The 26,350-nt window shown below is 63.3% G+C and carries 23 protein-coding genes and 2 tRNA genes; 14 read left to right on the top strand and 11 right to left on the bottom strand.

The window, feature by feature from the left end:
• Nucleotides 1-175: 175 nt before the first annotated feature.
• On the top strand, nucleotides 176-1,753 hold the full coding sequence (locus tag BLS51_RS16460) for a tryptophan halogenase family protein (protein ID WP_229207577.1): 1,578 nt from the start codon (nucleotides 176-178) through the stop codon (nucleotides 1,751-1,753).
• Between the two features lie 60 nt (nucleotides 1,754-1,813).
• Nucleotides 1,814-4,861 (top strand): TonB-dependent receptor, encoded by a 3,048-nt coding sequence (locus tag BLS51_RS16455; protein ID WP_090183585.1) that lies wholly within the window; start codon nucleotides 1,814-1,816, stop codon nucleotides 4,859-4,861.
• A gap of 2 nt (nucleotides 4,862-4,863) precedes the next feature.
• On the opposite strand, the gene BLS51_RS16450 is transcribed toward BLS51_RS16455, so the two are convergent.
• Together BLS51_RS16450 and BLS51_RS16445 are read right to left on the bottom strand one after the other, a co-directional pair.
• Complete coding sequence (locus BLS51_RS16450) at nucleotides 4,864-5,499, bottom strand: trimeric intracellular cation channel family protein (RefSeq protein WP_090183588.1); 636 nt, start codon at nucleotides 5,497-5,499, stop codon at nucleotides 4,864-4,866.
• A 71-nt stretch (nucleotides 5,500-5,570) separates the two neighbouring features.
• Nucleotides 5,571-6,473 carry a LysR family transcriptional regulator gene (locus BLS51_RS16445; protein WP_090183590.1) on the bottom strand — a complete coding sequence of 301 codons (903 nt, stop codon included), beginning with the start codon at nucleotides 6,471-6,473 and terminating at the stop codon, nucleotides 5,571-5,573.
• 80 nt (nucleotides 6,474-6,553) lie between these two features.
• Here BLS51_RS16445 and BLS51_RS16440 point away from each other — a divergent pair, with 80 nt between their 5' ends.
• Nucleotides 6,554-7,066 carry an SRPBCC domain-containing protein gene (locus BLS51_RS16440; protein ID WP_090183593.1) on the top strand — a complete coding sequence of 171 codons (513 nt, stop codon included), beginning with the start codon at nucleotides 6,554-6,556 and terminating at the stop codon, nucleotides 7,064-7,066.
• 9 nt (nucleotides 7,067-7,075) lie between these two features.
• Complete coding sequence (locus tag BLS51_RS16435) at nucleotides 7,076-8,170, top strand: NADH:flavin oxidoreductase/NADH oxidase (protein ID WP_090183596.1); 1,095 nt, start codon at nucleotides 7,076-7,078, stop codon at nucleotides 8,168-8,170.
• 58 nt (nucleotides 8,171-8,228) lie between these two features.
• Here BLS51_RS16435 and BLS51_RS16430 read toward each other — a convergent pair whose 3' ends face one another.
• Both BLS51_RS16430 and trxB read right to left on the bottom strand, forming a co-directional pair.
• Nucleotides 8,229-8,891: a Smr/MutS family protein gene (locus BLS51_RS16430; protein WP_090183598.1), complete on the bottom strand. Its 663-nt coding sequence runs from the start codon at nucleotides 8,889-8,891 to the stop codon at nucleotides 8,229-8,231.
• A 5-nt stretch (nucleotides 8,892-8,896) separates the two neighbouring features.
• Nucleotides 8,897-9,850, bottom strand: coding sequence for a thioredoxin-disulfide reductase (trxB, locus tag BLS51_RS16425; protein WP_090183601.1), 954 nt, complete (start codon nucleotides 9,848-9,850; stop codon nucleotides 8,897-8,899).
• Between the two features lie 217 nt (nucleotides 9,851-10,067).
• On the opposite strand from trxB, the gene BLS51_RS16420 reads away from it, so the two are divergent.
• The 4 genes from BLS51_RS16420 to BLS51_RS16405 all read left to right on the top strand — a co-directional run bounded on the left by BLS51_RS16420 (nucleotide 10,068) and on the right by BLS51_RS16405 (nucleotide 15,406).
• A complete protein-coding gene (locus tag BLS51_RS16420; RefSeq protein ID WP_090183604.1) occupies nucleotides 10,068-12,476 on the top strand; it encodes a DNA translocase FtsK in 2,409 nt (802 codons plus the stop codon).
• Between the two features lie 9 nt (nucleotides 12,477-12,485).
• Nucleotides 12,486-13,118 (top strand): outer membrane lipoprotein chaperone LolA, encoded by a 633-nt coding sequence (gene lolA, locus BLS51_RS16415; protein WP_090183607.1) that lies wholly within the window; start codon nucleotides 12,486-12,488, stop codon nucleotides 13,116-13,118.
• A gap of 62 nt (nucleotides 13,119-13,180) precedes the next feature.
• Nucleotides 13,181-14,485: a replication-associated recombination protein A gene (locus BLS51_RS16410; protein ID WP_090183609.1), complete on the top strand. Its 1,305-nt coding sequence runs from the start codon at nucleotides 13,181-13,183 to the stop codon at nucleotides 14,483-14,485.
• Between the two features lie 90 nt (nucleotides 14,486-14,575).
• Nucleotides 14,576-15,406 carry an alpha/beta fold hydrolase gene (locus tag BLS51_RS16405; RefSeq protein ID WP_090183612.1) on the top strand — a complete coding sequence of 277 codons (831 nt, stop codon included), beginning with the start codon at nucleotides 14,576-14,578 and terminating at the stop codon, nucleotides 15,404-15,406.
• On the opposite strand, the gene BLS51_RS16400 is transcribed toward BLS51_RS16405, so the two are convergent.
• A complete protein-coding gene (locus BLS51_RS16400; protein WP_090183614.1) occupies nucleotides 15,403-15,819 on the bottom strand; it encodes a hypothetical protein in 417 nt (138 codons plus the stop codon). The two genes, BLS51_RS16405 and BLS51_RS16400, sit on opposite strands and share 4 nt — an antisense overlap.
• A 244-nt stretch (nucleotides 15,820-16,063) precedes the next feature.
• Here BLS51_RS16400 and BLS51_RS16395 point away from each other — a divergent pair, with 244 nt between their 5' ends.
• The 5 genes from BLS51_RS16395 (at nucleotide 16,064) to BLS51_RS16375 (ending at nucleotide 18,563) form a co-directional block, all read left to right on the top strand.
• On the top strand, nucleotides 16,064-16,270 hold the full coding sequence (locus tag BLS51_RS16395; RefSeq protein WP_090183617.1) for a hypothetical protein: 207 nt from the start codon (nucleotides 16,064-16,066) through the stop codon (nucleotides 16,268-16,270).
• Nucleotides 16,271-16,362: 92 nt separating this feature from the next.
• The gene (serS, locus tag BLS51_RS16390; RefSeq protein ID WP_090183619.1) at nucleotides 16,363-17,652 is read left to right on the top strand and encodes a serine--tRNA ligase; all 1,290 of its coding nucleotides are present in this window, start codon (nucleotides 16,363-16,365) and stop codon (nucleotides 17,650-17,652) included.
• A 68-nt stretch (nucleotides 17,653-17,720) separates the two neighbouring features.
• Nucleotides 17,721-17,810 (top strand) — tRNA-Ser (locus tag BLS51_RS16385).
• A 40-nt stretch (nucleotides 17,811-17,850) separates the two neighbouring features.
• Nucleotides 17,851-17,940, top strand: a tRNA-Ser gene (locus BLS51_RS16380).
• Nucleotides 17,941-18,059: 119 nt separating this feature from the next.
• On the top strand, nucleotides 18,060-18,563 hold the full coding sequence (locus BLS51_RS16375) for a DUF2059 domain-containing protein (protein WP_090183621.1): 504 nt from the start codon (nucleotides 18,060-18,062) through the stop codon (nucleotides 18,561-18,563).
• Here BLS51_RS16375 and BLS51_RS16370 read toward each other — a convergent pair.
• The 6 genes from BLS51_RS16370 to BLS51_RS16345 form a co-directional block, all read right to left on the bottom strand.
• Entirely contained in the window at nucleotides 18,550-18,843 is a 294-nt protein-coding gene (locus BLS51_RS16370; protein WP_090183623.1) for a DUF3649 domain-containing protein, read from the bottom strand. The two genes, BLS51_RS16375 and BLS51_RS16370, sit on opposite strands and share 14 nt — an antisense overlap.
• Nucleotides 18,840-20,468: a PepSY-associated TM helix domain-containing protein gene (locus tag BLS51_RS16365; protein WP_090183626.1), complete on the bottom strand. Its 1,629-nt coding sequence runs from the start codon at nucleotides 20,466-20,468 to the stop codon at nucleotides 18,840-18,842. The genes BLS51_RS16370 and BLS51_RS16365 overlap by 4 nt, the downstream gene beginning before the upstream one ends.
• Nucleotides 20,469-20,473: 5 nt before the next feature.
• Nucleotides 20,474-22,936 carry a TonB-dependent siderophore receptor gene (locus BLS51_RS16360; RefSeq protein ID WP_090183629.1) on the bottom strand — a complete coding sequence of 821 codons (2,463 nt, stop codon included), beginning with the start codon at nucleotides 22,934-22,936 and terminating at the stop codon, nucleotides 20,474-20,476.
• Between the two features lie 84 nt (nucleotides 22,937-23,020).
• Nucleotides 23,021-24,316, bottom strand: coding sequence for a FecR family protein (locus tag BLS51_RS16355; protein WP_090183631.1), 1,296 nt, complete (start codon nucleotides 24,314-24,316; stop codon nucleotides 23,021-23,023).
• Nucleotides 24,317-24,362: 46 nt separating this feature from the next.
• Nucleotides 24,363-24,887, bottom strand: coding sequence for an RNA polymerase sigma factor (locus BLS51_RS16350; RefSeq protein ID WP_090183634.1), 525 nt, complete (start codon nucleotides 24,885-24,887; stop codon nucleotides 24,363-24,365).
• A gap of 62 nt (nucleotides 24,888-24,949) precedes the next feature.
• Nucleotides 24,950-25,483: a UPF0149 family protein gene (locus BLS51_RS16345; protein ID WP_090183636.1), complete on the bottom strand. Its 534-nt coding sequence runs from the start codon at nucleotides 25,481-25,483 to the stop codon at nucleotides 24,950-24,952.
• Between the two features lie 105 nt (nucleotides 25,484-25,588).
• On the opposite strand from BLS51_RS16345, the gene BLS51_RS16340 reads away from it, so the two are divergent.
• Nucleotides 25,589-26,293: an SIMPL domain-containing protein gene (locus tag BLS51_RS16340; RefSeq protein ID WP_090183639.1), complete on the top strand. Its 705-nt coding sequence runs from the start codon at nucleotides 25,589-25,591 to the stop codon at nucleotides 26,291-26,293.
• Nucleotides 26,294-26,350 lie beyond the last annotated feature (57 nt).

The raw sequence follows: 26,350 nt of genomic DNA, 5'->3' as shown, positions 1-26,350 counted from the left end.
TGGACATAAAAATACGGGAGACACAATTGAAAACGTTATCACAAACGGCCATCGCTATGGCTGTGGAGCAACTCGCCCTGTCATCCGGTGACACCCATGCCTTCACGGCTTTTTATTTCAAGACAAATGAAAACGTTGTCATAGCAGTTTCCTTCTGAACCTGGCAGGAGACACCATGAACAGCAATGAGATGCATGGCGGAGCCATCCGCAGGATCGTCATCGTCGGTGGCGGCACGGCCGGCTGGATGACTGCGGCTCCGCTGGCACAGCGCCTGTTGCGCCACCCTACCGAGCCGTGCGAAGTAACTTTGGTGGAATCGCCCGAGATCGGCACCATCGGCGTCGGCGAAGCGACCTTGCCGACGATCCGTGCCTACAACGCCGCCTTGGGTCTGGATGCCGACGACTTTGTCGCCAAGACCAAGGCGAGCTACAAGCTGGGCATCGAGTTCAAGGACTGGGGCCACGTCGGCAATCGCTTCTTCCACGCCTTCGGCGATTTCGGCCCGCCGCTGGCCGGCTTGTCCGCGCACCAGCACTGGCTGCGGCTGGCCAGCGCCTTCAACAACATGCCGGATCTGGAAAACTGGTCGATGCCATCCGTCATGGCACGCCACGGCAAGTTCGTTCCGCCGAACGAGGAAAAGCCGGGCGTGACCGATGCCTATTCCTACGGTTTCCATTTCGATGCCAGCCTGTACGCCAGGTATCTGCGCGACTACGCCGTGGCGCGCGGTGTGCAGCGCATCGAAGGCATGATCGTCGACGTTGAACAGCATGCGGAGAGCGGTTTCGTTACCGCCATCAAGCTGCGCGATGGCCGCCGTATCGAAGGCGACCTGTTCATCGACTGCTCGGGCTTCCGTGGCTTGCTGATCGAAGGCGCCTTGAAGGCGGGCTACGAGGACTGGAGCAACTACCTGCCATGCAATAGCGCACTGGCCGTGCCTTGCGCCTCGGCGCCGCAGTTGACGCCGTACACGCGCTCCACCGCGAAGGAGGCTGGCTGGCTATGGCGCATCCCGTTGCAGCACCGCATCGGCAACGGCCATGTGTACAGCAACGGTTTCACCACTGACGAGCAGGCGCGCCGCGTGCTGCTTGACGGCCTCGACGGCGAAGCGCTGGACGAGCCGCGCCAGATCCGCTTCGTCACCGGGCGCCGGCGCAAATCCTGGGACAAGAACGTGGTGGCGATCGGCCTGTCGGCGGGCTTCGTCGAGCCGCTGGAATCGACCAGCATCAACCTGATCGAAACGGCGGTCGGCAAGCTGCTGGAACTGTTCCCGGAGCGCGATTGCAACCCGGCGCTGGCCGATGAGTTCAACCGCGTGATGAGCCTGCGTTACGAATCGGTGCGCGACTTCATCGTGCTGCACTACAAGCTGACCAGGCGTGACGATTCGGACTTCTGGCGCTACTGCGCCGCCATGCCGATCCCTGATTCGCTGCGCCACCAGATCGCATTGTTCCGCGAAACCGGACGCGTGGCGATCGTCGATCGCGGCGGCTTCGCCGAGCCGTCTTTCGTGGCGATGATGATGGGCCTGGGCGCGCTGCCGAAGCGTTACGACCCGTTGGCCGGGCGGGTCGACATCCGCACGGTGCACGGTCACTTTGCCGGCCTGCGCGACATGATCACGCAGGCGGTGGCGCTGATGCCGGATCACGGCGCCTATGTCGCCAGCCAGGCTGCCGCCGCTGTTTCATCACATACCGAAAACAAAAAACTTATGGAGGCGCACGCGTAAAAGAACCTAGCCAGCAGCAGTCAGCAATACAAAAAAACACCTATATGAGGGGGAGAGACAGTGAGTAAGTTACAGAAAACCGCGATCGCCGCTGCGGTCGCACAGATTGTCGTGTTGCACGCCAGCCCGGCTTGGGCGCAAACAACAGCGCAGACCGCCAGCGAAGGACCGGTGGTGGTGGTCAGTGGCCAGCGCGCCGCGCTGCAATCGGCGCAGAAACTCAAGCAGGAGTCGGACGAGGTGGTCGACTCGATCGTTGCCGAAGACATCGGCAAGCTGCCGGACCGCTCGGTCACCGAGGTGCTGCAGCGTATCGCCGGCGTCACCATCGACCGCAATATGGCGGGCGATCCGAACCGCCAGTCGGTCGAGGGCTCCGGCGTATCGGTGCGCGGCCTGACGTATGTGCGTTCCGAGATCAACGGCCGCGACGCCTTCTCGGCCGGCGGTGGCCGTTCGCTCGGCTTCGCCGACGTGGCGCCGGAACTGATGTCCGGCGTCGATGTCTACAAGAATCCGTCCGCCGAACAGGTGGAGGGTGCGGTTGCCGGCCTGGTCAATCTGCGCACCGCCATGCCATTCGATTACAAGGGCTTCAAGGGCACGATGGGCGCGTCGGAATCGTATTCCACGCTGCGCAAGGGCAAGCCGTCGCCGACCGCCACCATCCTGCTGTCGAACCGCTGGAATACCGACATTGGTGAAATCGGCGCGCTGATCGACTTCGCCCATGCGAAGAGCCCGAGCCGCTCGGACGGCGTCGGTGTCGATCCTTACTTCCCGCACGTGAACTCGACCGACCCGGCGCTGTACGACCGCAGCAAGACCCAATGGATACCGCTGGGCGTCGGCTACCGCTCGCAGGACTTCGACCGCACCCGCCGTGGCGACTACGCCGCGCTGCAATGGCGCCCGAACAAGGACCTGACCGCCGCGCTGACCTACTTCAAGACCAAGTACAAGGAGGACCTGGACGAGCACGTGGTCGCCTCGTCCGAGGACAAGTGGTATCAGCAGGTGGCCAGCGCCGATGCGGTATTCGACAGCAATGGCGCGTTCCAGAGCGGCACCATTTCGAATCCGACCTACAAGGGTTCGCCATTCAACAGCTCGCAGCGTATCAACACGCGTGAATCCGCCACCCGCGACATTTCCCTCAACGTCCAATGGCGTATCGCGCCGGATCTGACCTGGACCAATGACTTCCAGCATGTGCGTTCGACCACCGAGGGCTTCGACGCCGACGTCTCGACCGGCTTCATCCTGCCGAACCAGACCATGGACATGACCGGCAAAGTGCCGCAGATCGGCCTCGGGTCGGCAGCGTATATGGCCGATGCGAAGAACTACTACTGGGCCTACACCCAGGAAGCGCTGGACAACGCCAAGGCAACCCAGAAAGCCTGGAAATCCGACGTCAAGTATTCGTTCGATGATCCGGTGCTGCGCGACATCCGCTTTGGCGTGCGCATGGCCGACCGCGAAGGCGAAAACCACAAGGCGCAGAAATTCTACAACTGGCAGGCAATTACCTTCCCGTGGATGGAAGGCTGGCAGATCCCGGGCGTGGCGCGCCTGAGCGATCCGCGCTTCGCCGGCGGTGCTTCGCTGCAGACCATCGACAACTTCTTTGGCGGCAAATACAGTCTGCCGCCGATGCTGTTTGCCGACGAGGCGACCGTGCGCGGCTTCCCGGAGCAATGGAGCAAGATCCACGCCTATCACGATGTCCTGTGCAAGGAGCAAGGCTCGACCTGCGATCCGTGGAAGGCTGCCACCTTCAACGATCCGGCCGCCACCAACACGCAGACCGAGAAGACCCGCGCCGCCTATACGCAGCTGCGCTTCGGCTGGGATGACCTGAAGTATCCGATCGACGGCAACGTCGGTATCCGCTACGTGCGGACCCGCAGCGCCGGCAGTGGTTACGTCTCGTTCACGCCGCCGTCGGTGCCGGAAATTCCAGCCGGCGCGCCGGTGACCGGCCGCGACAAGCTGATCGAGATCGCCAAGTTCGCCGATGCCCAGTCGTTCAAGAATTCCTACGACAACTGGCTGCCTAGCCTGAACCTGCGCATGAAGGCCAGCAGCGAGCTCCAGTTCCGCTTCGCGGTGGCCAAGGCGATGGCGCGGCCGGACTTCAACCAGTTGCAGGTGCAGACCACGCTGAGCGCCCAGCACCTGCAAACCACCACCAAGGATGCCTCCGGCGCCACCACCGGTGTGCGGCTCGACGGCACCAGCCTGACCGGCACCAGCGACGGCAATCCGCTGCTGAAGCCGACCACGTCGACCAACGTCGACCTGACCGCCGAGTGGTACTTTGCCAAGGCCGGTTCGCTGACGTTCTCGTTGTTCAACAAGGACCTCAAGGACATCATCATCACCAAAAACTACGGCTACAAGGCTAAAGATATCACTGGCAAGGAGCAGACCTTCGTGGTCACCGGCCCGGTCAACGGCGCCAAGGGCTTTGCCCGTGGTTTCGAGATCGCCCACCAGCAGTATTACGATTTTGTGCCGGACTGGTTGCGCGGCATCGGTACGCAGGCCAGCTGGACCTACGTGAAGAGCGAACGCACGCTGAAAGACCCGGTGTTTGACGTATGGTGCTCGGGTAGTGACGCCTCGTCCAACTTCAACCTCAGCATCAACGGTTGCGACACCGATGCGCGCGCGTTCGGCAAGACGCCGCTGCAAGGTCTGTCGCGTAACACGGTCAACTTCGCGGTGATGTACGAGCGCGATGGCTTGTCGATGCGCCTGGCCTACAACTGGCGTTCGCGTTACCTGCTGGGCGTGAATCAGTGGGGCAGCCGTGGCAACAATGGCCTGAACACCAATCCGGACTCCGGCGCCGGCCGCTTCCTGATCCCGACGACCAACAACGACCAGGCCTTTGGCCTGCCGCTGTACCAGGCTTCGTACGGTCAGGTGGATGCGTCGATCTTCTATGACTTCACGGACAAGTTCCGTGTCGGCCTGGAAGGGACCAATCTGACCAACTCGTACACGCGGCAGATCATGCAGCAGCATGCGGGCGACTTCACCCGTCAGGTCTTCATGAGCGGCCCACGCTACACCGTGCTGGCGCAGTACTCGTTCTGAGGTTAATGGTGACTGCGGATGTGCAGGTCAAACTTCCAGGTCACCAGCCGCAGGATGGCGATGAACGCGGCGCTGATCCACAGCGCCGCGTCATCGGAAACCGTATCGATGTATTGCAGGCCGATGAATAGCCAGGTGCCGAAGAAGGCGCAGATGGCGTAGGGCTTGCCGTCGCGCAGCACCATCGGCACTTCGTTACAGACGATGTCGCGCAGCACGCCGCCGAAGATGCCGGTAATAACGCCCATCATCGAGGCGATGAACAGCGGCATATGCGCTGCCTGCGCCTGCGCCACGCCGGCCACCGCAAACAGCCCGAGGCCGACGGCGTCGGCTACCACGATGACGCGTTCGGAAATGATCTGCCGCACGGTCTTCATCAGTGGCGTGGCCACCAGCGTCAGCACGAAGATCAGGATCACGTATTCCTGGTGCATGACCCAGAACAGCGGCCGCTTGTCGAGCAGGATGTCGCGCAGCGTGCCGCCGCCGAATGCGGCAATGAAGGCCACCGTGAACACGCCGACAATGTCCATGCGCTTGCGCCGCGCTTCAACGAAGCCCGATAACGCCCCGACCAGGATTGCCATGATTTCGATGATGGTAATCAGTGAGACGTGAACCGGGACGTGCTTCATCTAGGCGAATGGACAAGGTTGCAATGCTCGTAGGTTAACATGGCCGTCGCATGTCCGGTAGAGTTGTTGCATCATATTAAGCTTTCACACGTTGCAAACAACAGTGCGCGTGCCCAGGCGCAGCCCGGATCGCGGTGGGTGCGCTCATGCCAGGCGGCGATTTTGGTGAAGCCGGGGATGGCCAGCGGCGGTTCCAGCAGCGCCAGGCCGTCAGTGACCATGGCCAGCTTGTGCGGCACCACGGCGACCATGTCGCTGACGCGCAGGAAATCCTGCAGCACCAGGAAGCTGGTGACCGATAGCGTCACGCGCCGCTGGCGGCCCATCGCCGCCAGCGCCTTGTCGGTGGCGCCGGCGAATGGACTGCCGCTATACGACACCAGCGCATGATCGAGCGCGCAGAAGCGGTCCAGCGACAGCGGGGCGGCGGCGTCCGGATGACCGGCGCGCAGCACGCAGACGTAGCGCTCGTCGAACAGCAACTGGGTATGCAGATCCGGCGCCGAGGTTTCAGGCGTGATCAACGCCAGGTCGACATCGCCGCGTTCCAGCTGGGTGTGCAGGCTGTCGGCGACCGGTACCACGGCGACGCGGATGCCCGGCGCCTGTTTGCGCAGCGCCGACAGGAAAGGCACCATGACCGCGCGCAGCGCATAGTCGGTGGCGGCGATGGTCAGCGTCAGGCTGGCGCTGGAAGGCTCGAAGCCTTGCGGGCGCAGCATGCTTTCCACTTCCGCCAGCAGTTGCTTGACCGGGCCGGCCAGCTCCAGCGCGCGGCTGGTCGGCACCATGCCGCGCTGGGCACGCACGAACAAGGGATCGTCGAAATGTTCGCGCAGCCGGGTCAGGATGCCGCTGACCGCCGGCTGCGTCAGCGACAAGCGCTCGGCGGCACCGGTGACGCTGCGTTCGTCCAGCAAGGCGTCCAGCGCCTTGAGCAGGTTGAAGTCGAAAGTTCTGATATCAGCTGGCATGATGTTAGGGATAAAAAATATCGATTGGATTTATTTTAGTCCGGATCGGATCATGGTGGCTTGAAAAAAAGGAGTTCACCATGAGCGACATCATCTGGCCGCAGGCCTATCTGCCAGGCACCACCGACAACTATGTATCCAATGAAATCACCGTGGCTGGCCTCAGCACCGCCGAGGTCTGGCAGCAGCTGGACGACACGCGCGCCTGGCCGGCGTATTACAGCAATGCCTCGGAGATCCGCTTCCACGACGGCACCGGCCCGATGCTGAGCGCCGGCGCGCGCTTCCGTTTTACTACCTTCGGCTTCGCGGTCGAGGCGGAAGTGGTAGAGTATGTGCCGCCAGTCACCGGCCAAGCTGCGCGCATAGCGTGGCACGGCTGGGTGGAGGGCGACGCCACATCGCGCCTGGACGTGCATCACGCCTGGTTGTTTGAAGACCTGCCGGGCGGTCGCGTGCGCATCCTGACCCAGGAAACGCAGAACGGCCAGCCGGCCCGCGAGCTGGCCGTCATCCAACCGAATCCGATGCTGAATGCGCACCAGGAATGGATCGACGGCCTGGCTGCTGCCGCCAAGCGCGCTCAACAGTAAAGGAATCGCATGACTGCATTATTCGCACCCTACACGCTGAAAGGCGTGACCCTGCGCAACCGCATCGCCGTGCCGCCGATGTGCCAGTACAGCGCCGTCGACGGCCTGACCAACGACTGGCACGAGGCACACTACGCCAGCATCGCCCGTGGCGGCCCGGGCCTGGTGATTGTCGAGGCCACCGCCGTGGCGCCGGAAGGCCGCATCACGCCCGGCTGCCTCGGCTTGTGGAACGATCAGCAGGCTGCCGGCCTGAAGCGTGTTGCCGCCGCCATCAAGGCCGGCGGCGCCGTGCCTGGCATCCAGATCGCCCATGCGGGCCGCAAGGCCAGCGCCAACAAGCCGTGGGAGGGCGATAACCATATTCCGTCCAGCCAGGCGGATGGCTGGGACACCATCGCGCCGTCGGCGCTGGCGTTCGGCCAGCATTTGCCGAAAGTGCCGAAGGCGATGACGCTGGATGATATCGCCCGTGTGAAGGCGGACTTTGCTGCCGCCGCGCAACGCGCGCTGGATGCCGGCTTTGAGTGGCTGGAGCTGCACTTTGCGCATGGCTATCTGGCGCAGAGCTTTTTCTCGGTTGCCGCCAATCAGCGGGATGACGCGTATGGCGGCAGCTTCGACGGCCGCAGCCGCTTCCTGCTGGAGACGCTGGCGGCAGTGCGCGCGGTGTGGCCGGAGCATCTGCCGCTGACGGCGCGCTTTGGCGTCATCGAGTTCGATGGGCGCGATGAGGAAACGCTGGCTGAAGCCATTGCTGTGACCAAGGCGATGCGCGACGGCGGGCTGGATCTGCTGAACGTCAGCGTCGGTTTCTCGGCGCCGGATGCGAATGTGCCGTGGGGATCGGCGTTTTTGGCGCCGATTGCCGAGCGCGTGCGCAAGGAGGCCGGCTTGCCGGTGGCGTCGTCTTGGGGGATCGATGATCCCGAGGTGGCTGATCGCGTGGTGGCTGACGGACAGATGGATCTGGTGATGATCGGCCGCGCCTTCCTGTCGAATCCGCATTACGCCTATCACACGGCGCTGGCGTTGAAGAAAGAGCGGCCATCGTGGGTGCTGCCAGCGCCATACGCGCACTGGCTGGAGCGCTACCAGCGCTAACCCGCACTACGGTAAGCTGTAAGCGGGGGCAGCCCCGGCAGCGGAGCGCCGTGCGCGTTTAGCGCGTCGGTTGCAGGGCGGCGCGCAGCAGCACGATCAGTGCGCCTTCGCCCCCTTCGTTGTTGCGCGCCTGGCAGAAGGCGACCACGCCTTTTTGCACCAGCCAGCTGTGCACCATCGACTTCAGCACCGGCTCCTGGCCACGCGAGCCAAAACCACGGCCATGGATCACGCACACGCAGCGATGATTGCGCTGCTGCGCCCTGGTCAGAAACGCGCCCAGCGCATCGCGCGCCTGGTCGCGGTTCATGCCATGCAGGTCCAGCTCATCCTGCACCGGCCAGTGGCTTTTGCGCAGTTTCTTCATCACATCCGGACCGACGCCCGGCGCCGAATAATTCAGCGCCGGATCGTCTTCGAGGTAGTGATCGACTTCAAACAGGTCCGACAGCGATTCGCGCAGCACCGCCGCGTCATCCTCGGCCTGGGTCAGCTTGCGGGCCGGCGCGGCCGAAGCCGCAACGCCCTTGGGCACGCTTGGCGGCACATAGCGGTCGGACGCCGGCATGCGCTTGACGCCACCCAGCGACGACTGGAACAGATTGGCTTCCACCACCTGCTTTTTCACCTGTTTGGCGCGCTCCGCCTCGGCGGTCGCGCGCGCATCAGCCTGCTCCTTGAGCTGCTTGCTCAACGATTTCAGGTCTGCGAAGTCTTTCATCGCAATTACTCCTGACCTTCCAGGTAGCGCTGTGCATCCAGCGCGGCCATGCAGCCGGTGCCGGCGCTGGTGATCGCCTGGCGGTAGATGTGGTCCTGCACGTCGCCGGCGGCAAACACGCCCGGTACGCTGGTGGCGGTGGCCATGCCTTCGGTGCCGGTTTTGGTCTTGATGTAGCCGTTGTGCATGTCCAGCTGGCCTTCGAAGATGCCGGTGTTCGGCTTGTGGCCGATCGCCACGAACAGGCCGTGCACGGTGACATCGGTGATGGCGCCGGTCTCGGTCGACTGAATCTTGACGCCGGTAACGCCGCCATCGTCGCCCACCACTTCATGCAGCGTGTGGTTGTACTTGATCTCGATCTTGCCTTCGGCAACCTTGGCGTTCAGGCGGTCGATCAGGATCGCTTCGGCACGGAATTTGTCGCGGCGGTGGATCAGCGTCACTTTGGTGGCGATGTTCGACAGGTACAGCGCTTCCTCGACTGCGGTATTGCCGCCGCCAACCACAGCCACCTGCTGGCCACGGTAGAAGAAGCCGTCGCAGGTGGCGCAGGCCGACACGCCTTTGCCCATGAACGCCTGTTCCGACGGCAGACCCAGGTACTGCGCCGAGGCGCCGGTGGCGATGATCAGCGTATCGCAGGTGTACTCATGGCTGTCGCCGATCAGGCGGATCGGCTTTTCTTGCAGCTTGACGGTGTGGATATGGTCAAACACGATGTCGGTGTTGAAACGCTCGGCGTGCTGCAGGAAACGCTGCATCAGGTCCGGGCCTTGCACGCCCAGCGGATCGGCTGGCCAGTTTTCCACGTCGGTGGTGGTCATCAGCTGACCGCCTTGCTCAACGCCGGTCACCAGCATCGGCTTCAGGTTGGCGCGGGCCGCGTAGATGGCAGCGCTGTAACCGGCAGGGCCGGAGCCAAGTATCAGTACGCGAGCATGTTTTGGAGTGGTCATGGCGGGCTTCTTCTAAATAATGTTGGATTAATCCGAATGTGGGGGCGCTAGCAGGGGCGGCAAGGGGATGCCGCTATTGCAATTGCGCAAGCAATACAAGATTATAGAGCAAGCAGGGAAACAGGACGAATCGTGGGGCCGGTTGTTGCCCTTATGCCGTAGAATACCGCTATAGGAATATTTCCTGACCGCCAACATTGCAACACCAAGATCATCTATGAGCAGTAAAAAAGTCCAGGAACGCACGCCGCGTGCCGCCGCCAGCAACGCCGGCACGTCCGGCTACACCCGTACGCCGACCGAGCGCCAGCCCCTGCCGAACCGGCTGGTGCGGCTGCTGTCGGAAGCGCGCTGGCTGGCGCTGGCCGTCCTGGGCCTGTATTTTGTGCTGATCCTGGCCAGTTATCACAAGATGGACCCGGGCTGGTCGCACGGCACGCTGGTGCCGGAGGTGCATAACCTCGGCGGCCGCGCCGGCGCCTGGTTGTCCGACCTGCTGTTATATATCTTTGGCGTGTCCGCCTGGTGGTGGGCGTTCTGCCTGCTGCGCGTGGTGTGGAAGGGCTATCGCGGCCTGACGCATAAATATGTGCTGTCCACCGAGCCGGAGCAGGAGCACGCGCAGGAGCCGCTGATACGCGGCATCGGCTTCGTGCTGTTGTTCATCGGCAGCGTCGGGCTGGAGTTCCTGCGCTTACGCACGCTGACCAGCCACGCTGAACTGCCACGCAGTTCGGGCGGCGTGCTGGGCGAGCTGATCGGCCATTCGGCCCACGTTGCCTTTGGCTTTACCGGCGCCACCTTGCTGTTGCTGCTGATGTTCGGCCTGGGTTTCAGCCTGTTCTTCCATGTGTCGTGGATGGCGGTGGCCGAGCGCCTGGGCGGCGCGGTGGAAAACGCCATCGACTGGTTCATCCAGCGCTACCAGTACCGCGAAGACCGCCGTCAGGGCGAAGTTGCCGCAGTCAAGCGCGAGGAAGTGGTAGTGCACGAGCGCGCCAAGCACGTCGAGAAGCATCCGGTGGCGGTGCCGACCATCAAGGTCGAGCCGCAGGTCACCACCGTGGTCAAGTCCGAGCGGGTCGAGAAAGAGCGCCAGGCCAACCTGTTCCAGGATCTGCCACGTGCCGGCGTCGATGGCGCGCTGCCGGCCTTGTCGCTGCTGGACGATGCGCCGGAAACCCAGGAAACCATTTCCATCGAGACGCTGGAGTTCACCAGCCGCCTGATCGAGAAGAAGCTGTCGGACTTTGGTGTTGACGCCAAGGTGGTGGCGGCTTACCCAGGTCCGGTGGTGACACGCTACGAGATCGAGCCGGCCACCGGCGTCAAGGGCAGCCAGATTGTGAATCTGGCGCGCGACCTGGCGCGTTCGCTGTCGCTGACCTCGATCCGCGTGGTCGAGACCATACCGGGCAAGAACTACATGGCGCTGGAGCTGCCGAATCCGAAGCGCCAGATCGTGCGCCTGACCGAGATCGTCGGCTCCAAGGTCTACAACGACAATCCGTCGCCGCTGACGGTGGCGCTGGGCAAGGACATCGCCGGCAAGCCGGTGGTGGCCGATCTGGCCAAGATGCCGCACTTGCTGGTGGCGGGTACCACCGGTTCCGGCAAGTCGGTGGGTATCAACGCCACCATCCTGTCGCTGCTGTACAAGTCCGATCCGCGCGATGTGCGCATGATCCTGATCGATCCGAAGATGCTGGAGATGTCGGTCTACGAAGGCATTCCGCACTTGCTGGCGCCGGTGGTGACCGATATGCGCCAGGCCGGCCACGCGCTGAACTGGGCGGTCAACGAGATGGAGCGCCGCTACAAGCTGATGTCCAAGCTGGGCGTGCGTAACCTGGCCGGCTACAACGCCAAGATCGCCGAGGCCAAGAAGAAAGAGGAACACATCCCGAATCCGTTCAGCCTGACGCCGGATTCGCCGGAGCCGCTGGAAAAACTGCCAACCATCGTCATCATCATCGACGAGCTGGCCGACCTGATGATGGTGGTCGGCAAGAAGGTCGAGGAACTGATCGCGCGTATCGCCCAAAAGGCCCGTGCGGCCGGCCTGCACTTGATTCTGGCGACGCAGCGCCCATCTGTGGACGTGATTACCGGCCTGATCAAGGCCAATATTCCGACCCGTATCGCCTTCCAGGTATCGTCGAAGATCGACTCGCGCACGATTCTGGACCAGATGGGCGCGGAAACGCTGCTGGGCATGGGCGACATGCTCTACATGCCGCCGGGCACCGGCCTGCCGGTGCGCGTGCACGGCGCGTTTGTCTCGGATGACGAGGTGCACCGGGTGGTCAAGCACCTGAAGACCACCGGCGAGCCGAATTACGTCGAAGGTATCCTGGAAGGCGGCACGCTGGAAGGCGAGGGTGGTGGCGCCGAGGGCGCGGCCCCAGGCGAAGGCGGCGGCGAGGCCGATCCGATGTACGATCAGGCGGTGCAGGTGGTGCTGAAGAACCGCCGCGCGTCGATCTCGCTGGTGCAGCGCCATCTGCGCATCGGCTACAACCGCGCAGCGCGCCTGCTGGAACAAATGGAAAATAGTGGCGTGGTATCGGCCATGCAATCAAACGGCAACCGCGACATTCTCGTGCCGGCTGCCAGTGCAGAATAAAGGAAATGTATGACTCGGTTCAAATCGTTGGCGGCGCTGACCGCCGGTCTGCTGCTGGCGGGCTTTGCCCACGCCAGCGCGCTGGAGCAGTTCAAGTCCTTCGTCTCGTCGACCAAGGCGGCCAAGGGCGAATTTGTGCAGACGCAGGTGAAAAACACCAATGGCGAAGTGCCGAAGGCTGGCAAGAGTTCCAGCGGCACCTTTGTCTTCGCCCGTCCGGGCAAGTTTATCTGGACCTATGCCAAGCCCTACGACCAGGTGCTGCAAGCCGATGGCGACCAGCTGTTCATCTATGACAAGGACCTGAACCAGGTCACGGTCAAGAAGCTGGGCGATGCGCTGGGCTCGTCGCCGGCCGCCATCCTGTTCGGCAGCAATGACCTGGAAAAGAATTTCACGCTGTCCGAAGGCGGCACGCGCGACGGCCTGGAATGGCTGAAAGCCGTGCCCAAAGCCAAGGACACCAGCTTCGAGCAAATCACCATCGGCCTGAAGGACGGCTTGCCGGCGGCGATGGAACTGAAGGATTCCTTCGGCCAGACCTCGGTGCTGAAGTTCAGCAAGATCGAAAAAAATCCTGCGCTGAGTGCCACAAGTTTTAAATTCGTCATGCCGAAGGGCGCTGACGTGTTCAATAATTAAGCGTTAGCGATAGCATTCCAACGCCGCAGCTGCGACGCTGCGGCGTTTTTCCATTTCAGACCATGGCAGATTTATTTTCCACCGAACCGCGCCAGCCGCTGGCGGAGGCCCTGCGGCCCAAGACGCTGGACGAAGTCGTCGGCCAGCGCCACCTGCTCGGGCCGGGCAAGCCGCTGCGCCTGGCGTTCGAGTCGGGCCAGCCGCATTCGATGATCTTGTGGGGGCCGCCGGGCACCGGCAAGACCACGCTGGCGCGCCTGACCGCCAGAGCCTATGACTGCGAGTTCATTGCCTTGTCGGCGGTATTCTCGGGCGTCAAGGACATCCGCGCCGCGATGGAGCAGGCGCAGCACAACCTCGACATGGGTAAGCACACCATCCTGTTTGTCGACGAGATCCACCGTTTCAACAAATCGCAGCAGGACGCCTTGCTGCCGTATGCCGAATCCGGGCTGGTGACGCTGATTGGCGCCACCACCGAGAATCCTTCGTTTGAGGTGAATTCGGCACTTTTGTCGCGCGCCCAGGTATATGTGCTGAAGTCCTTCGACGAGAGCGAACTGCGGCAGATGGTCGACCGCGCCCGCGACAAGGTGCTGATCCAGCTGGAATTCGAGGACGCCGCCATCGATACGCTGATCGGCTACGCCGACGGCGATGGCCGCCGCCTGCTGAATCTGCTGGAAGTCACCGGCACCGCCGCCAACGCCGCCAAGACCAACAAGATCACCGCCGAGTTCATCCAGAACGCGCTGACCCTGAACGCGCGCCGTTTCGACAAAGGCGGCGACAACTTCTACGACCAGATTTCGGCGCTGCACAAATCGGTACGCGGCTCGAATCCGGACGCGGCGCTGTACTGGCTGTGCCGCATGCTGGACGGCGGCGCCGACGCCCGCTACCTGTCGCGCCGCATCGTGCGCATGGCGTGGGAAGACATCGGCCTGGCCGATCCGCGCGCCATGCAGGTCGCCAACGACGCCGCCACCACCTATGAACGCCTTGGTTCGCCGGAAGGCGAGCTGGCGCTGGGCCAGGCAGTGATCTACCTGGCGATCGCTGCCAAGAGCAACGCCGGCTACAACGCCTTCAATGAGGCCATGGCCTTTGTGCGCAAGGACAAGTCGCGCGAGGTGCCGGTCCACCTGCGCAACGCGCCGACCAAGCTGATGAAAGAGCTGGGCTACGGCCACGAATACCGCTATGCCCACGACGAGCCGCACGCCTACGCCGCCGGCGAAACCTACTTCCCCGACGACATGCGCGAGCCCGGCTGGTATCAGCCGGTACCGCGTGGCCTGGAAAGCAAGATCGCCGACAAGATGGCCTTCCTGCGCCAGCTGGACGAGGACGCCGGCAAGTCCTGAGTCGCCTGCTGCTGATTAAATTTCCAGAAGAAAAATATTGCCAAAGCTGGCATGATGTCGTTATGCCCAAAAAACGCATCAGGAGAAGGAATGAGCAAGGAGTTGGTGGTCGATGGTATTGAGATTCATGTGGAAGGCGAGGGCACCGAAACCATCGTCATGATCCACGGCTGGCCGGATACCTACCGCCTGTGGGACGCCCAGGTGGCTGAGCTGCGCCATCGTTATCGTTGCGTGCGCTTTACGCTGCCGGGATTCGACATCCGCAAGCCGCGCCGCTCCTATTCCCTGGACGCGACCATGCGCGTCCTGCTGCACATCGTTAACAGCGTCAGCCAGAAGCAGAAAGTGATCCTGATGCTACACGACTGGGGTTGCGTGTTCGGCTATGAATTTTATATGCGTAACAAGTCGATGGTGTCGGCCGTCATCGGCGTCGATATCGGCGATGCGCAGTCGCGTGCCACCACGCGTTCACGTTCGGTGGGACAGAAGATGATGGTCAGCGGTTACCAGAGCACGCTGGCGCTGGCCTGGGCCATGGGTGGCCCGCTGGGCAATATGCTGACCAGGACCATGGTACGGGTGCTGGGTGCGCCATCGCCACGCGAATACATCAGCGCGGGCATGAATTTCCCGTACTACATCCTGACCGCAGGCGCGGCCGGTTCCTATCATTCGCTGGTACCGTTTGTGCCCAAGGTGCCGATGCTGTTCATCTACGGCACCAACAAGCCGTTCATGTTCCACTCGCCGCAGTGGACCGAAAACCTTGCAGCCAAGCCAGGCTGCAAGGTGGTGGCGATGGAAGCCGACCACTGGCCGATGGTGCGCCAGCCGGAGCGCTTCAACGATATCATCATCAACTGGCTGGAAAAGCCTGCCGAGACCGAGGAAGCGGCCGAGGAAGACGCCGCTTAGCGCAGGCGGATCGGCTTCTGGTAAGGAGCGAACGGCGGCGGCGGCAATTGCGCGCCAGCATAAGCCTGGCGGAAGCACTCGGCTTTCTTGCCTTCGACGTCGGTGGTGGTGCGGGTTACCTTGCCGCTGGCGTCCAGCGTGAGGATGATAACCACCGGATGTTTGGTGATGTCGTGGCAGTTGCCGCGTTCGTCCAGCTTTTTCGCATTGTTATAGTTGAGCGAGACTTCCTCGTACTTGGTCGCCTTGTCGTTCGGGAACTGGGCGTTGAACTTGTTCATCTCAGCCGCGAAAGCCGGATTGGCCGGCGGTGGCGGTTCGTTATTCCACGACGAGCCGCCGGTCGAGGCGCAGCCTGCTGCGATCATTGCCACGGCGCTGGCCGCTGCAAATTTCAGGATATTGGTCTTCATTTCTTCTCCTTTGAACTTTGTACTGTTGAATACATAGTACAAATTTCAACGAATATATGGCGCACGATTAGTTGCGTAGGAGAAATCCTACAGCACCCGGCCTGCGCGCCTTTCCACCGTGTTTTTGCATTTCAGGCGCCGTTTCTTGCGCTTCGTCGCATCCCCATCGCGGGCCGGAACGCCTTTAGGTACAGTACAACCATACCGCAGCACTTACTGAAACCAACACCTGAAGGAGTACATCATGAACATCGCCAAACACATGGAAGTCATCTTCGCTGCTGCTGTCGTCGTTGCCGGCGCCACCAGCTTCGCCACCGCCGCCGACGGCCGCGTCGATATCTACCTGCCAGCCGACAAAGCGGTGGTCGTTGCCAAGGCTGACAGCGTGCTGCCAACCGTGACGGTGACGGCCAAACGCCTGACCGCCGCCGAAAAAGCCGTACTGTAATGGCGGCAGCCGGCGGGCTGCGCAAAACTCGCTAGGAAGTAGCGTCGTCTTGGTACAATGGACGTTTTCGATACAACAACGGCTTTGTTCCCATGATTGACATCCAACTTCTCCGTAAAGATATAGCCAACGTCGCCGCGCGCCTGGCGACCCGCAAGTTCCAGCTCGATGTGGAAGCGTTCAACGCTCTCGAATCGGAACGTAAAGCGATCCAGACGCGCACCGAAGAGCTGCAGGGCAAGCGTAACTCGCAGTCCAAGCTGATCGGCATGATGAAGGGCAAGGGCGAAGATACCAGCGCCCTGATGGCGGAAGTGGCTGGCCTGGGCGACGAGCTGAAGGCCAACGAAACAAAGCTGGGTGAACTGCAGGCCAAGCTGTCGGACTTCCTGCAAACCATTCCGAACCTGCCGCACGAGTCGGTCCCGGTTGGCAATGACGAAAGCGGCAACGTGGAAGTGCGCAAGGTCGGCACGCCACGCAGCTTCGAGTTTGAAGTCAAGGACCACGTTGATGTCGGCGCGCCGCTGGGCCTGGACTTCGACACCGCGACCAAGCTGACCGGCTCGCGCTTCTCGGTGATGAAAGGCGGCATCGCCCGTCTGCACCGCGCGCTGGCGCAGTTCATGCTGAACACCCACACCGACGAGCACGGCTATACCGAGTGCTACACCCCGTACATGGTCAACGCCGATTCGCTGCGCGGCACCGGCCAGCTGCCGAAGTTTGAAGCCGACCTGTTCTCGGTGAAGAAGGGCGGCGCGGAAGGCGAGGGCGAGACCTTCTACCTGATCCCGACCTCGGAAGTATCGCTGACCAATATCGTGCGCGACGACATTCTGGCCGCCGAAGCGTTGCCGCTGAAGATGACCGCTCACACGCCGTGCTTCCGCTCTGAAGCGGGCAGCTATGGCCGCGACACCCGCGGCATGATCCGCCAGCACCAGTTCGACAAGGTCGAGATGGTGCAGGTGGTGCATCCCGATCATTCGTACGCCGCGCTGGATGAAATGGTCGGCCATGCCGAAACCATCCTGCAACGCCTGGGCCTGCCATACCGCGTGCTGTCGCTGTGCACCGGTGACATGGGCTTTGGCGCCACCAAGACCTATGACCTGGAAGTGTGGCTGCCGGCGCAGAACACTTACCGCGAGATCTCGTCGCTGTCGAACTGCGAAGCCTTCCAGGCGCGCCGCATGCAGGCGCGCTTCCGCAACGCCCAGGGCAAGCCGGAACTGCTGCACACGCTGAACGGTTCCGGCCTGGCGGTGGGCCGCACGCTGGTCGCCGTGTTGGAGAATTACCAGCAGGCGGATGGCTCGGTCGAGATCCCGGCCGTGCTGCGTCCGTACATGGGTGGACTGACCCATTTAAAAGCGTAAAAATTGTCCTTCCATTTTCTCAATCACCTGCTATAATCTTGCCTTCTCGCAGCAGCAGGTGGGAAAACGGAGAGGTGGCAGAGTGGTCGAATGTACTTGACTCGAAATCAAGCGTAGGGGCGACCCTACCGTGGGTTCGAATCCCACCCTCTCCGCCATTTGTTTGGATGTGAGAAAAATGTAGTAAATGCGTCACCAGGAGAGGTGGCAGAGTGGTCGAATGTACTTGACTCGAAATCAAGCGTAGGGGCGACCCTACCGTGGGTTCGAATCCCACCCTCTCCGCCAATATTCAGTAAAAAAGCTCCCTTCGGGGAGCTTTTTTATTTTCCGCTGCGGTTTTTTTATTGGTGCGTAGGTATTTTGTTTTTCCAGCTAGAATGCAGGAAAAATCAGAGGAGAAGCCTATGAAATTTATCGCCACCATATTGAGCGCCGCCTTGCTGGCCGGCGCCGCACACGCCGCTACACCCAATCCGGACGCCGCGCAGGTCAAGGCCGCGCATGACCTGATGGCCGCCATGCAGGCGGAAAAAATGATGCGCATGACCGCCGGCATGAGCAAGTATGCATCGCCGGAGCAGCGCAAGCAGGTGATGGACAAGGTCATCAAGCTGCAGCCGGAATTCGTCTACACCAGGCTGGCAACGCCGGTGGCCAAGCTGCTGAGCACCGAAACCTCGCTGGAAATGACGAAGTTCTACCAGTCCAGCTATGGCAAGAAAGTGCTGCACGATACCTACAACAGCAGCGCGCAGATGTATGCGACCGCGCCCAAGCCAACCGCAGCCGAACAGGCGGAGCTGAAGAAGCCGGCCTACCTGAAAGCCGACAAGGAGTTCAAGGCCAACGAGCAAGCCATCCACCACGAAACCTTCGTGTTGCTGAAAGAAGTCATCAACGGCAAATAAGCAGCAGCGCGCCCAGCGCCAGGCTCGGCAGCGCCACGCCCAGCCAGGCGCGCGTGGCGCTGCGCGTGCTGAATATCCAGCACACAATCACCGTGTAGACCGCAAAGCTGAGCAGCGTCGCGCTCAGCACCGCCGCTGCCGGCAGCACGCCGAACGTACGCGACAGCAGTTGCGCCAGCGCGACGGTGATCAGCGATGTCAGTACATAGCCGCCCAGCGCGGCGGCCAGCACCCGGCTGAACACGTGCCAGCGGTAGCGGCGCTGTTCGTGCGCGTTCATGCCGCTACTCCGGCGGCTCGCCGCTTGCGGCCGACTTTGACGGCGGCCATTGCCAGGAAAAGGCCCAGCGCCAGCAGTGTCAGGTCAACGCCGGCCAGCACCCAGTCGCCGGCGCGCAAAGTGACGCCGAGGTGGCGTTCGGTGGTCAGCGCATTCAGCAGCGGTACGGCGCACAACGCGGCGGCCGCCAGCCACAATTGTTCCTGCCACACGCGCAACGCGTCGGTAAAGCGCAGCCGTAGCGTGGCATGCATCAGCATGACTCCCCAGACGATGTACATGCTGTGCTGTTCCCACGCGGCGCGGCCGGCCAGGTCCAGCGGCAGCAGCCGGTTGGCCCAGAAGTAGGCCGCCAGCGCGCTCCACAGCCCGGCCACGGTGGCGATGTTCAAGGTGTCCACCAGGCGGAAGCCAAATTCGTTTTGCTGCTTGCGGCGGCGCTTGACGGTCCACAGCACCAGCCCGGTGGCGATCATGGTGCAGCCCAGCAGGCCGCTGAGGAAGTACAGCCAGCGCAGCGTCCAGCCAGCGAACACGCCTTCATGCAGGTCGGTTAGCAGGTTTTGCGCTTGCCACACGCCGCCAGCGCGACTCTGCTGGCGCGGCTCGCTGCTCGGCAGGCCGCTGACGCCGTCGAACAGCAGCGCCTGCTCGCTGCGCATCGGGCCGGGGAACTTGCGGAAAATGGTCACACGCGCCCCTTGCTGGCCAGGATGTTCGACCCAGATGCGGCTGACCTGCCCCGCGCCCCAGGCGGTTTCAGCGATGCGCAGCGGGCCGCGCAGATCGGCCAATGGGGCGCGCAGGCCGGAGCCAGGCAGCGCATCGTCCCATTCGGGATTGAGGCGGAAGTCCGGGTCGAAGCGCGAGTTGGCGCGCGGATTCAGCGGCGTGCTGTAGCCCTTGTTGGGCCATAGCTTGCTCCAGCCGTATTCGGCGTGCATGGCGGCCGGCAGGTAGTGGTCCATGAAAAACACCAGGCCGCTGTAGGTGATGATCACAAAGAAGGGCAGGGCCATGACGCTGACCACGTTGTGTGCGTCCAGCCAGCTGCGCTGGCCCTTGCCGGGCCGGAAGGTGAAGAAGTCGGCGAAGATTTTCTTGTGCGTGATGACGCCGCTGACGATGGCCAGCAGCATCAGCATGGTGCTGAAGCCGACGATCAGGATGGCGGTTTCGCGTGGCATGGCGTGCAGCTCGTAGTGCATGCGGTACAGCGCATTGCCGCCGCCGGTGTCGCGCGGCTGACCAGCTTCGGTCGGCAGCCTGGCGCCGGTGACGGGATCGATAACGATGCTGCCGTAACCATGGTCGAGGTTTTCGAGCAGGCCGGGCCAGTGCAGCCGCCAGTCCATGCTGTCGCGGCCGCCGTCGACGTGGATGATCCAGCGCTCGGCGTCACCGGCCTGACGTGCCAGCAGCGATTGCGCCGTGGTGACACCCTGTGCGGTGGCCACCGCCGGCATGGCCGGCCGCAGCGGCAACTCCGGCTTCATCCAGCGGGTGATCTCGAACTGGAAATAGCCAGCGGTGCCGGTGACAAACACCAGCAACAGCACCCAGCCGGTTACCAGGCCGACCCAGGTGTGCAGCCAGGCCATGCACTGGCGAAAACCTTCCTTCATGCGGCTTAGTATTGCGCGCGCAGCGTCAGGGTGACGTTACGCGGCGAGCCGTAGAAGCTCTGCCAGGCACCCTGGAAGTAGCGCTTGTCGAACAGGTTGGCGACGTTCAGCGTGGCGGTGACGTTCTGCGAGATGCGGTAGCCGGCCATCGCGCTCCACAGTGCGTAGCCGCCCTGGATGCGAGGCGAGAGGCCAGCCGGTGCATACTCATCGAGGTCGGACAGTTTCGATTGCAGCGAGACACCACCGCCGAAGGTGTAGCCAGCCAGTGCACCGGACGGCTTCCACGAACTCCAGACGCGCACCAGGTGACGCGGCGTGTAATCCGCACCGAAGGCACGGCCTTCCTGCAACAGCGGCTTGCCGTCGTCACCGCGTAAGTTGACGTACTTGGCATCGTTATAGGTGTAGCCGGCCGAGATTTGCAGATTCTTCACGACTTCGCCGCTCAGTTCGGCCTCGAAGCCATCACTCTTGACCTTGCCGCTGTTGATCGAGCAGCCGCCAGCTGCCGGCGTGCCAGGGCAATCGAGCGGCGAGGCCGGATCGGTGGCGGCGCGGCCCGTCTGCACGATGTGGAACACCGCCAGCGAGGCGTTCAGCCTGCCGTCAAACAGCTCGCCCTTGATGCCGGCTTCGTAGTTCTTGCCGACAGCCGGATCGAGCGGCTTGCCGCTGGCGGTGTAGCTGGTGCTTTGCGACTGGAAGATGTCGGTGTAGCTGCCGTACAGCGACCAGTCCCGGTTCAGCTTGTAGATCGCGGCGACAAATGGCGTCAGCTCGTGGCTCTGCTTGTAGTTGTAGCTGCTGACATCGGCCGGTTGCAGCACCTGGCTGGATTCATACCAGCTCAGGCGGCCGCCCAGCATCAGGCTCAGCGGATCGGTGACATTCAGCTTGACGTTACCGTACAGGCCGTGCGTTGCGATCAGCGTGCGGTAGGTGTCGGGGAAGGACGGGCGTGCCGGCGCCACCAGGCCATCGACGCTGTAGTTGTTGAAGTTGATCGGCAGCGCCGGCGCGAAATTGACGCGCGCGCTGCGGGTGTTGCTTTCCTCGCGTTCCCAGTTGGCGCCGACGACCAGGCTGTGCTGGCGGCCGAAGGCGTTGAACTTGCCGGTCAGCTGGCCGTCAACGCCGCCGGAGCGGAAGTCGTCGTCGCCATACGCCACCGCGTTGACGCTGGCGCCGGTCAGCGTGGCCGGGTTGACGTAGCCGGAACGGCGGGCGGCGACGTCCTGGCGGAAGCTGCGGCTGTAGCTGCTGCTGAGCTTGAACTGCCAGTCGTCGTTGAAGCGGTGCAGCACTTCAGCGAAGCCTTCGTGCGCCTGCGTGTCCATGCCGGTCCAGGCGGGCGACAGCGTGGTGTCGCGCGGCAGTTGCAGGTCGCTGCCGTCGGTCGATTGCGGTATGCCGCCGATCAGCCGGCCGCCATTCTGGTTGTACGACTGGGTACGCGCGCCGACGGTCAGCATGGTGTCCTTGCTGAGGTCGACTTCGAGGATGCCGTACAACAGCGGCGTGTCGATGCTGGTGTGCTTCAGATAGGAGTCGCGTTCGCCATGCGAGGCGACCACGCGGCCGCGTACGCTGCCGTCGGCGTTGAGCGGGCCGGCCACGTCCACGTCCAGGCGCCAGGTGTTCCAGCGGCCGGCGCGGGCGATGATGTCGATCTGCTTTTCTGCCGTCGGGCGCTTGCGCACGAAGTTGACGGTGCCGCTCGGATCGCCATTGCCAATCAGCAAGCCTGGGGCGCCGCGCAGCACTTCCACCCGGTCGAAGATGGCCAGATCGGGGGCGATGCCGATGCCGCCATATTCGCCGCGCGGCACACCGTCCACCTGGTAATTGCTGATGGAGAAGCCGCGCGCGTTATAGGTCAGGTGGCCGAAGTTGCGCTCCTGGGCGGTGACGCCGGTGGTTTGCAGCAGCACTTCGCCGACCGTTTGCAGGTTCTGGTCGTCCAGCCGCTGGCGGGTGATGACGGTGACCGATTGCGGCGTTTCGCGCAGGGTTTGCACGCCTTTGCCGATGGTCAGCGCGCGGGCGGTGTAGGAGCCGGTGCCTTCAGTCGACTGCTCCGCCTTGGCCTTGACCTGCACCTCCTGCAGCACGCTTTCGGCGCCCGGCTTTGGGGCTGTCGTCAGCGTGATGGCGTCACCGTCGATGTGCGCCAGCAGGCCGCTGCCGGCCAGCAGGCGATCCAGCGCCTGGCGCAGCGTCAGCTTGCCGGACAGCGCCGGCGCCTGCTTGTTGACCAGCAGCGCTGGTGCGGCGACGAAAGTGGTCCCGGTCTTGCGCGCCAGTTCATTCAGCGCCTGCGACAGCGGCTGCGCGGCGATGGCCAGTTCGACTGGCGTGTCGGCGGCGGCGGCGTGGGCATAAGGCGTGGCGCCGAGCGCCATGGCGATGGCCAGCGCCAGGGGCGCCAGCGTCAACCGGGTACGGGATGACTGGGATGACTGCATTGACTCTTCTCCAAAGTGGCTTGTGTTGTGGAGAAGACGTATCAGGATGGCGAACCCTGATGTCGCCGGCAAAAATAGTTTGATTTATTTTGCGGCGACGATGTCGCTGCCGCCGCCGGGCAGCGCGCGCAGACGCACCGGCAGCACGCGCGGCAGGCTGCGGGCGAAGCCTTGCGGGTCGCGCAGATTGACGCTGGCGGTGACGGTCAGTTGGCCGACCTTGGCATCGTGAACTTGCAGGCCGGTGTCGCCGTAGCGCGCCAGTTCGGCCAGCACAGCGATGAGCGGGGCGTTGTCGAAGCTGAGGCGGCCACTCAGCCAGGAGGCCATGGCGTCGACCGGCATGCTGGAAACCTCGCTCAACTGGCCATCCTTGCCGGCGCTGATGGTCTGGCCAGGCAGCAGGTGGCGCACTTCGCCGCCACCTTGTACGCGCACCTTGCCTTCCATGACGGCAACCTGCATGCCGGCGGGCAGGTAGCGCACCGAGAATTTCGTACCGACCACGGTGATGCGCGAGTCGCCGGCCAGCACGTCGAACGGGCGGGCCTTGTCGCCATGGACCTTGAATACGGCCTGGCCTTCGGTCAGGCGCACTTCGCGGTGGTCGCGGTACAGCGTGACGTCGGCGGCGGTGGCGGTGTCGAGTTGCAGGCGGCTGCCGTCCGGCAGATCGGTGTTTAATTGCTGGCCACGCGCGGTGGCGTAGTGTTGCTGGAACGTTGGCTGCTGTTGCCAGTGCTGGTAACCGGCCCAGCCCGCGCCGACCGTTGCCAGCACTGCGACGCCAGCCAGCGCATGTTGCAGCCAGGCGCGGCGCGGCGTCGCGCTCGCAGCGGTCGATGGTGCCGCTGGCATTGCGTTCGTAGCGGTCAATGGTCCGGCTGGCGTCGCGCTCGCAGCGGTCGATGGTCCGGCTGGCGTCGTGCTCGCAGCGGTCGAAGGCCCGGCTGGCGTTGCGTTCGCAGGGGGCGATGGCCCAGCTGGCGTTGTGCGCGTGGCGGTCTGTGGCTCGCGCGGCGTCGCGTCTGCTGCAGATGGGCTGGCGGCGCGGTTGCTGTGGAGCGCGTTGGCGGCCGACGCGGCAGCCGAGTCGATCACCACGCGGGCGCTCAGATGCGCGGCGGCGGCGGGCGGCAGCGCATCGACTTCATCCAGCACGCCGGCCATGTCGGCATAGGCGGCGCGATGCGTGGCGTCGGCTGCCAGCCAGGCGTCGAACTGCTGGCGCCCTGGCGCATCCAGGCCATCTGCCACGCGCACCGACCAGCGCAGCGCTTCATATTCCACTGGCGACAATTCGTCCAGCAAGGACGCATCCTGCGCCGGCGTGTCGGCGGCGGGCGTGTGGGAGTGTGGCTGTGGCGGGCGGGGCGTCATGGCGAGATTATAGCGACTTCATACCCGGCCAGGCACCGGGCCGTCATCAGCTCAGGCCAGCGAGCTGTGTGCAGCGCCGCGCGGTGGCCGCCTGGCCGCTATCACCCAGCGCCTTGCGGCAAGTGGCCACCGCCAGCATGATGTGGCGCTCGACCATGTTCAGGCTGATCGCCATTTCCGCCGCCACTTCGGCATGCGACAAGCCATCGATGCGGTGCCGCACGAACGCCTCGCGGCAGCGCGGCGGCAGCGCCTCAATGGTGGCGATCAGCTGTTGCACGCGCTGCATGCCGGCATAGGCAATCTCCGGTTCGCAGGCGGGCAGGGCGGGATAGTTGTGCAGTGCGTCGTCGTTGTCGTGCAGGCGCACGCTCAGGTGGCGGTGACGGTCAACCAGCAGGTTGCGCGCGATCTCGTACAGCAGCGCGCGCGGATGTTCAGCTTTGTGTCCGGCATTTTCCTTCGACAGCATGCGCTCGAAAGTCTGTTGCACCAGATCCTGCGCCTCGTGCACATCGCGCACCGAGCGGACAAAGAAACCTAGCAACTCATTGTAATGCCGGACATCCACAACCTAGCCTGTCACAAATGATAATAGTTCTTATTATCATTCAGAATGAGCTGATTTGCAAGTTAGCCGCAGCACTTCTTGAACTTCTCGCCGCTGCCGCAAGGGCAGGGATCGTTGCGGCCGACCTTGGCCGCTTTCGGCTGCGGCGCGTGGAAGAAGGCGTTGATCTGAATGACGGCCGGCGTCACCCTGGCGGCGTTGACCTGCTGGAACGGCGCCAGCAAGGCCGGCTGGCTGGCGCGCAGCGGCGCCCAGGCCTCGCTGTCCAGCTGCACGCCGTCGAGGAAGCCGGCGCACCAGGCGTCCACCGTCCAGTTGCCGCCGCACTCGTAGATCGGCTCGAAGCTGGCGGGATCTTTGTGCAGCCACTCGCGCATGTAGGCGTGGTGACGCAGCACCAGCGCCTCGGCTTCGGCATTGCCGGCCGCGCCGCCCCACACCAGCGGCAGCCAGCTGGCCGGCGCTACATCGGCCGGGCCGGCCACCAGCGCGGTCAGCAGGCCTTCCAGCCGGGCGACATCCATCGCCTGCGGGCCGAGCGCGGACAGCAGCGCATCGAGTTGTTCATATTCGTCGTCGTTCAGTGGTGTGCTCATGGCGAGTGCGGCAAAAGGGGAAACCGTCATTGTAGGGTTTTATAAGTAGACATAATTGTCTACTTCGTGGAATACTGTGGATTCCTTCACTCTGGAATCACGCCCATGTTCAAGAAACTGCTGCTGGCCTTCGCCGTGTTGCCTGTTGTTGCGCAGGCCGCCGACCTGCCGACCTATCCCTTCATCCACACCGCCGGCGAGGGCTTCGTCATGATCGCGCCGGACCTCGGCGAGATCGATTTCGACATCAGCGCCTACGACCCTGATCCAGCCGCCGCTGTGGCGACCGTCAGCGAACGGGCGGCGCAGGTGCGTGCGCTGCTGGACGGCGTCGACGCCAGCGCCGACATCCACAATATGCGCAAGGAGATGCGCAAGTCCGAGCAGCCTGAACCCAACGCGGCGCCGGCCTACGAACTCCGCAGCTCGGTGCACATTGTGGTCAGCGATCTCGGCAAATGGCGCGACATCATGCAGGCGCTGCTGGCGATGCCGAATCTCGATCATCTGTCGACCAGTTTCGGCCGCAAGGACAGGCTGCATGCCGAGCAGGAACTGACGGCCGCCGCCGTCAAGGACGCGCAGCGCCGCGCCGACGCCATGGCGGCCGGCATCGGCAAGAAGGTGGGGGCGGTGAGCGCCATCTCGTCCGGCCAGTTGCGCAACCTGACCCACGCGGTCGGCCTGATGCCGGGCGACCTGTATCCGCGCAACCGCACGGTCAGCGTGCCGCCCGCCGACAAGGACTGGCTGGCGATCGAGGCGTTGCGCTGGTCGCAGATGGTGGATGTCATCTTCCGGATCAGGTAAACCGTTGTTTTATTCGCACTAGGATTAACTTTGTTTCATGTTGTTACAATTTCTTGG

This window comes from Duganella sp. OV510, assembly GCF_900100205.1.
Taxonomy (GTDB): domain Bacteria; phylum Pseudomonadota; class Gammaproteobacteria; order Burkholderiales; family Burkholderiaceae_D; genus Rugamonas.
Note: the sequence above shows the minus strand (reverse complement) of the source record. Positions and strands in the feature narration are given on the sequence as shown.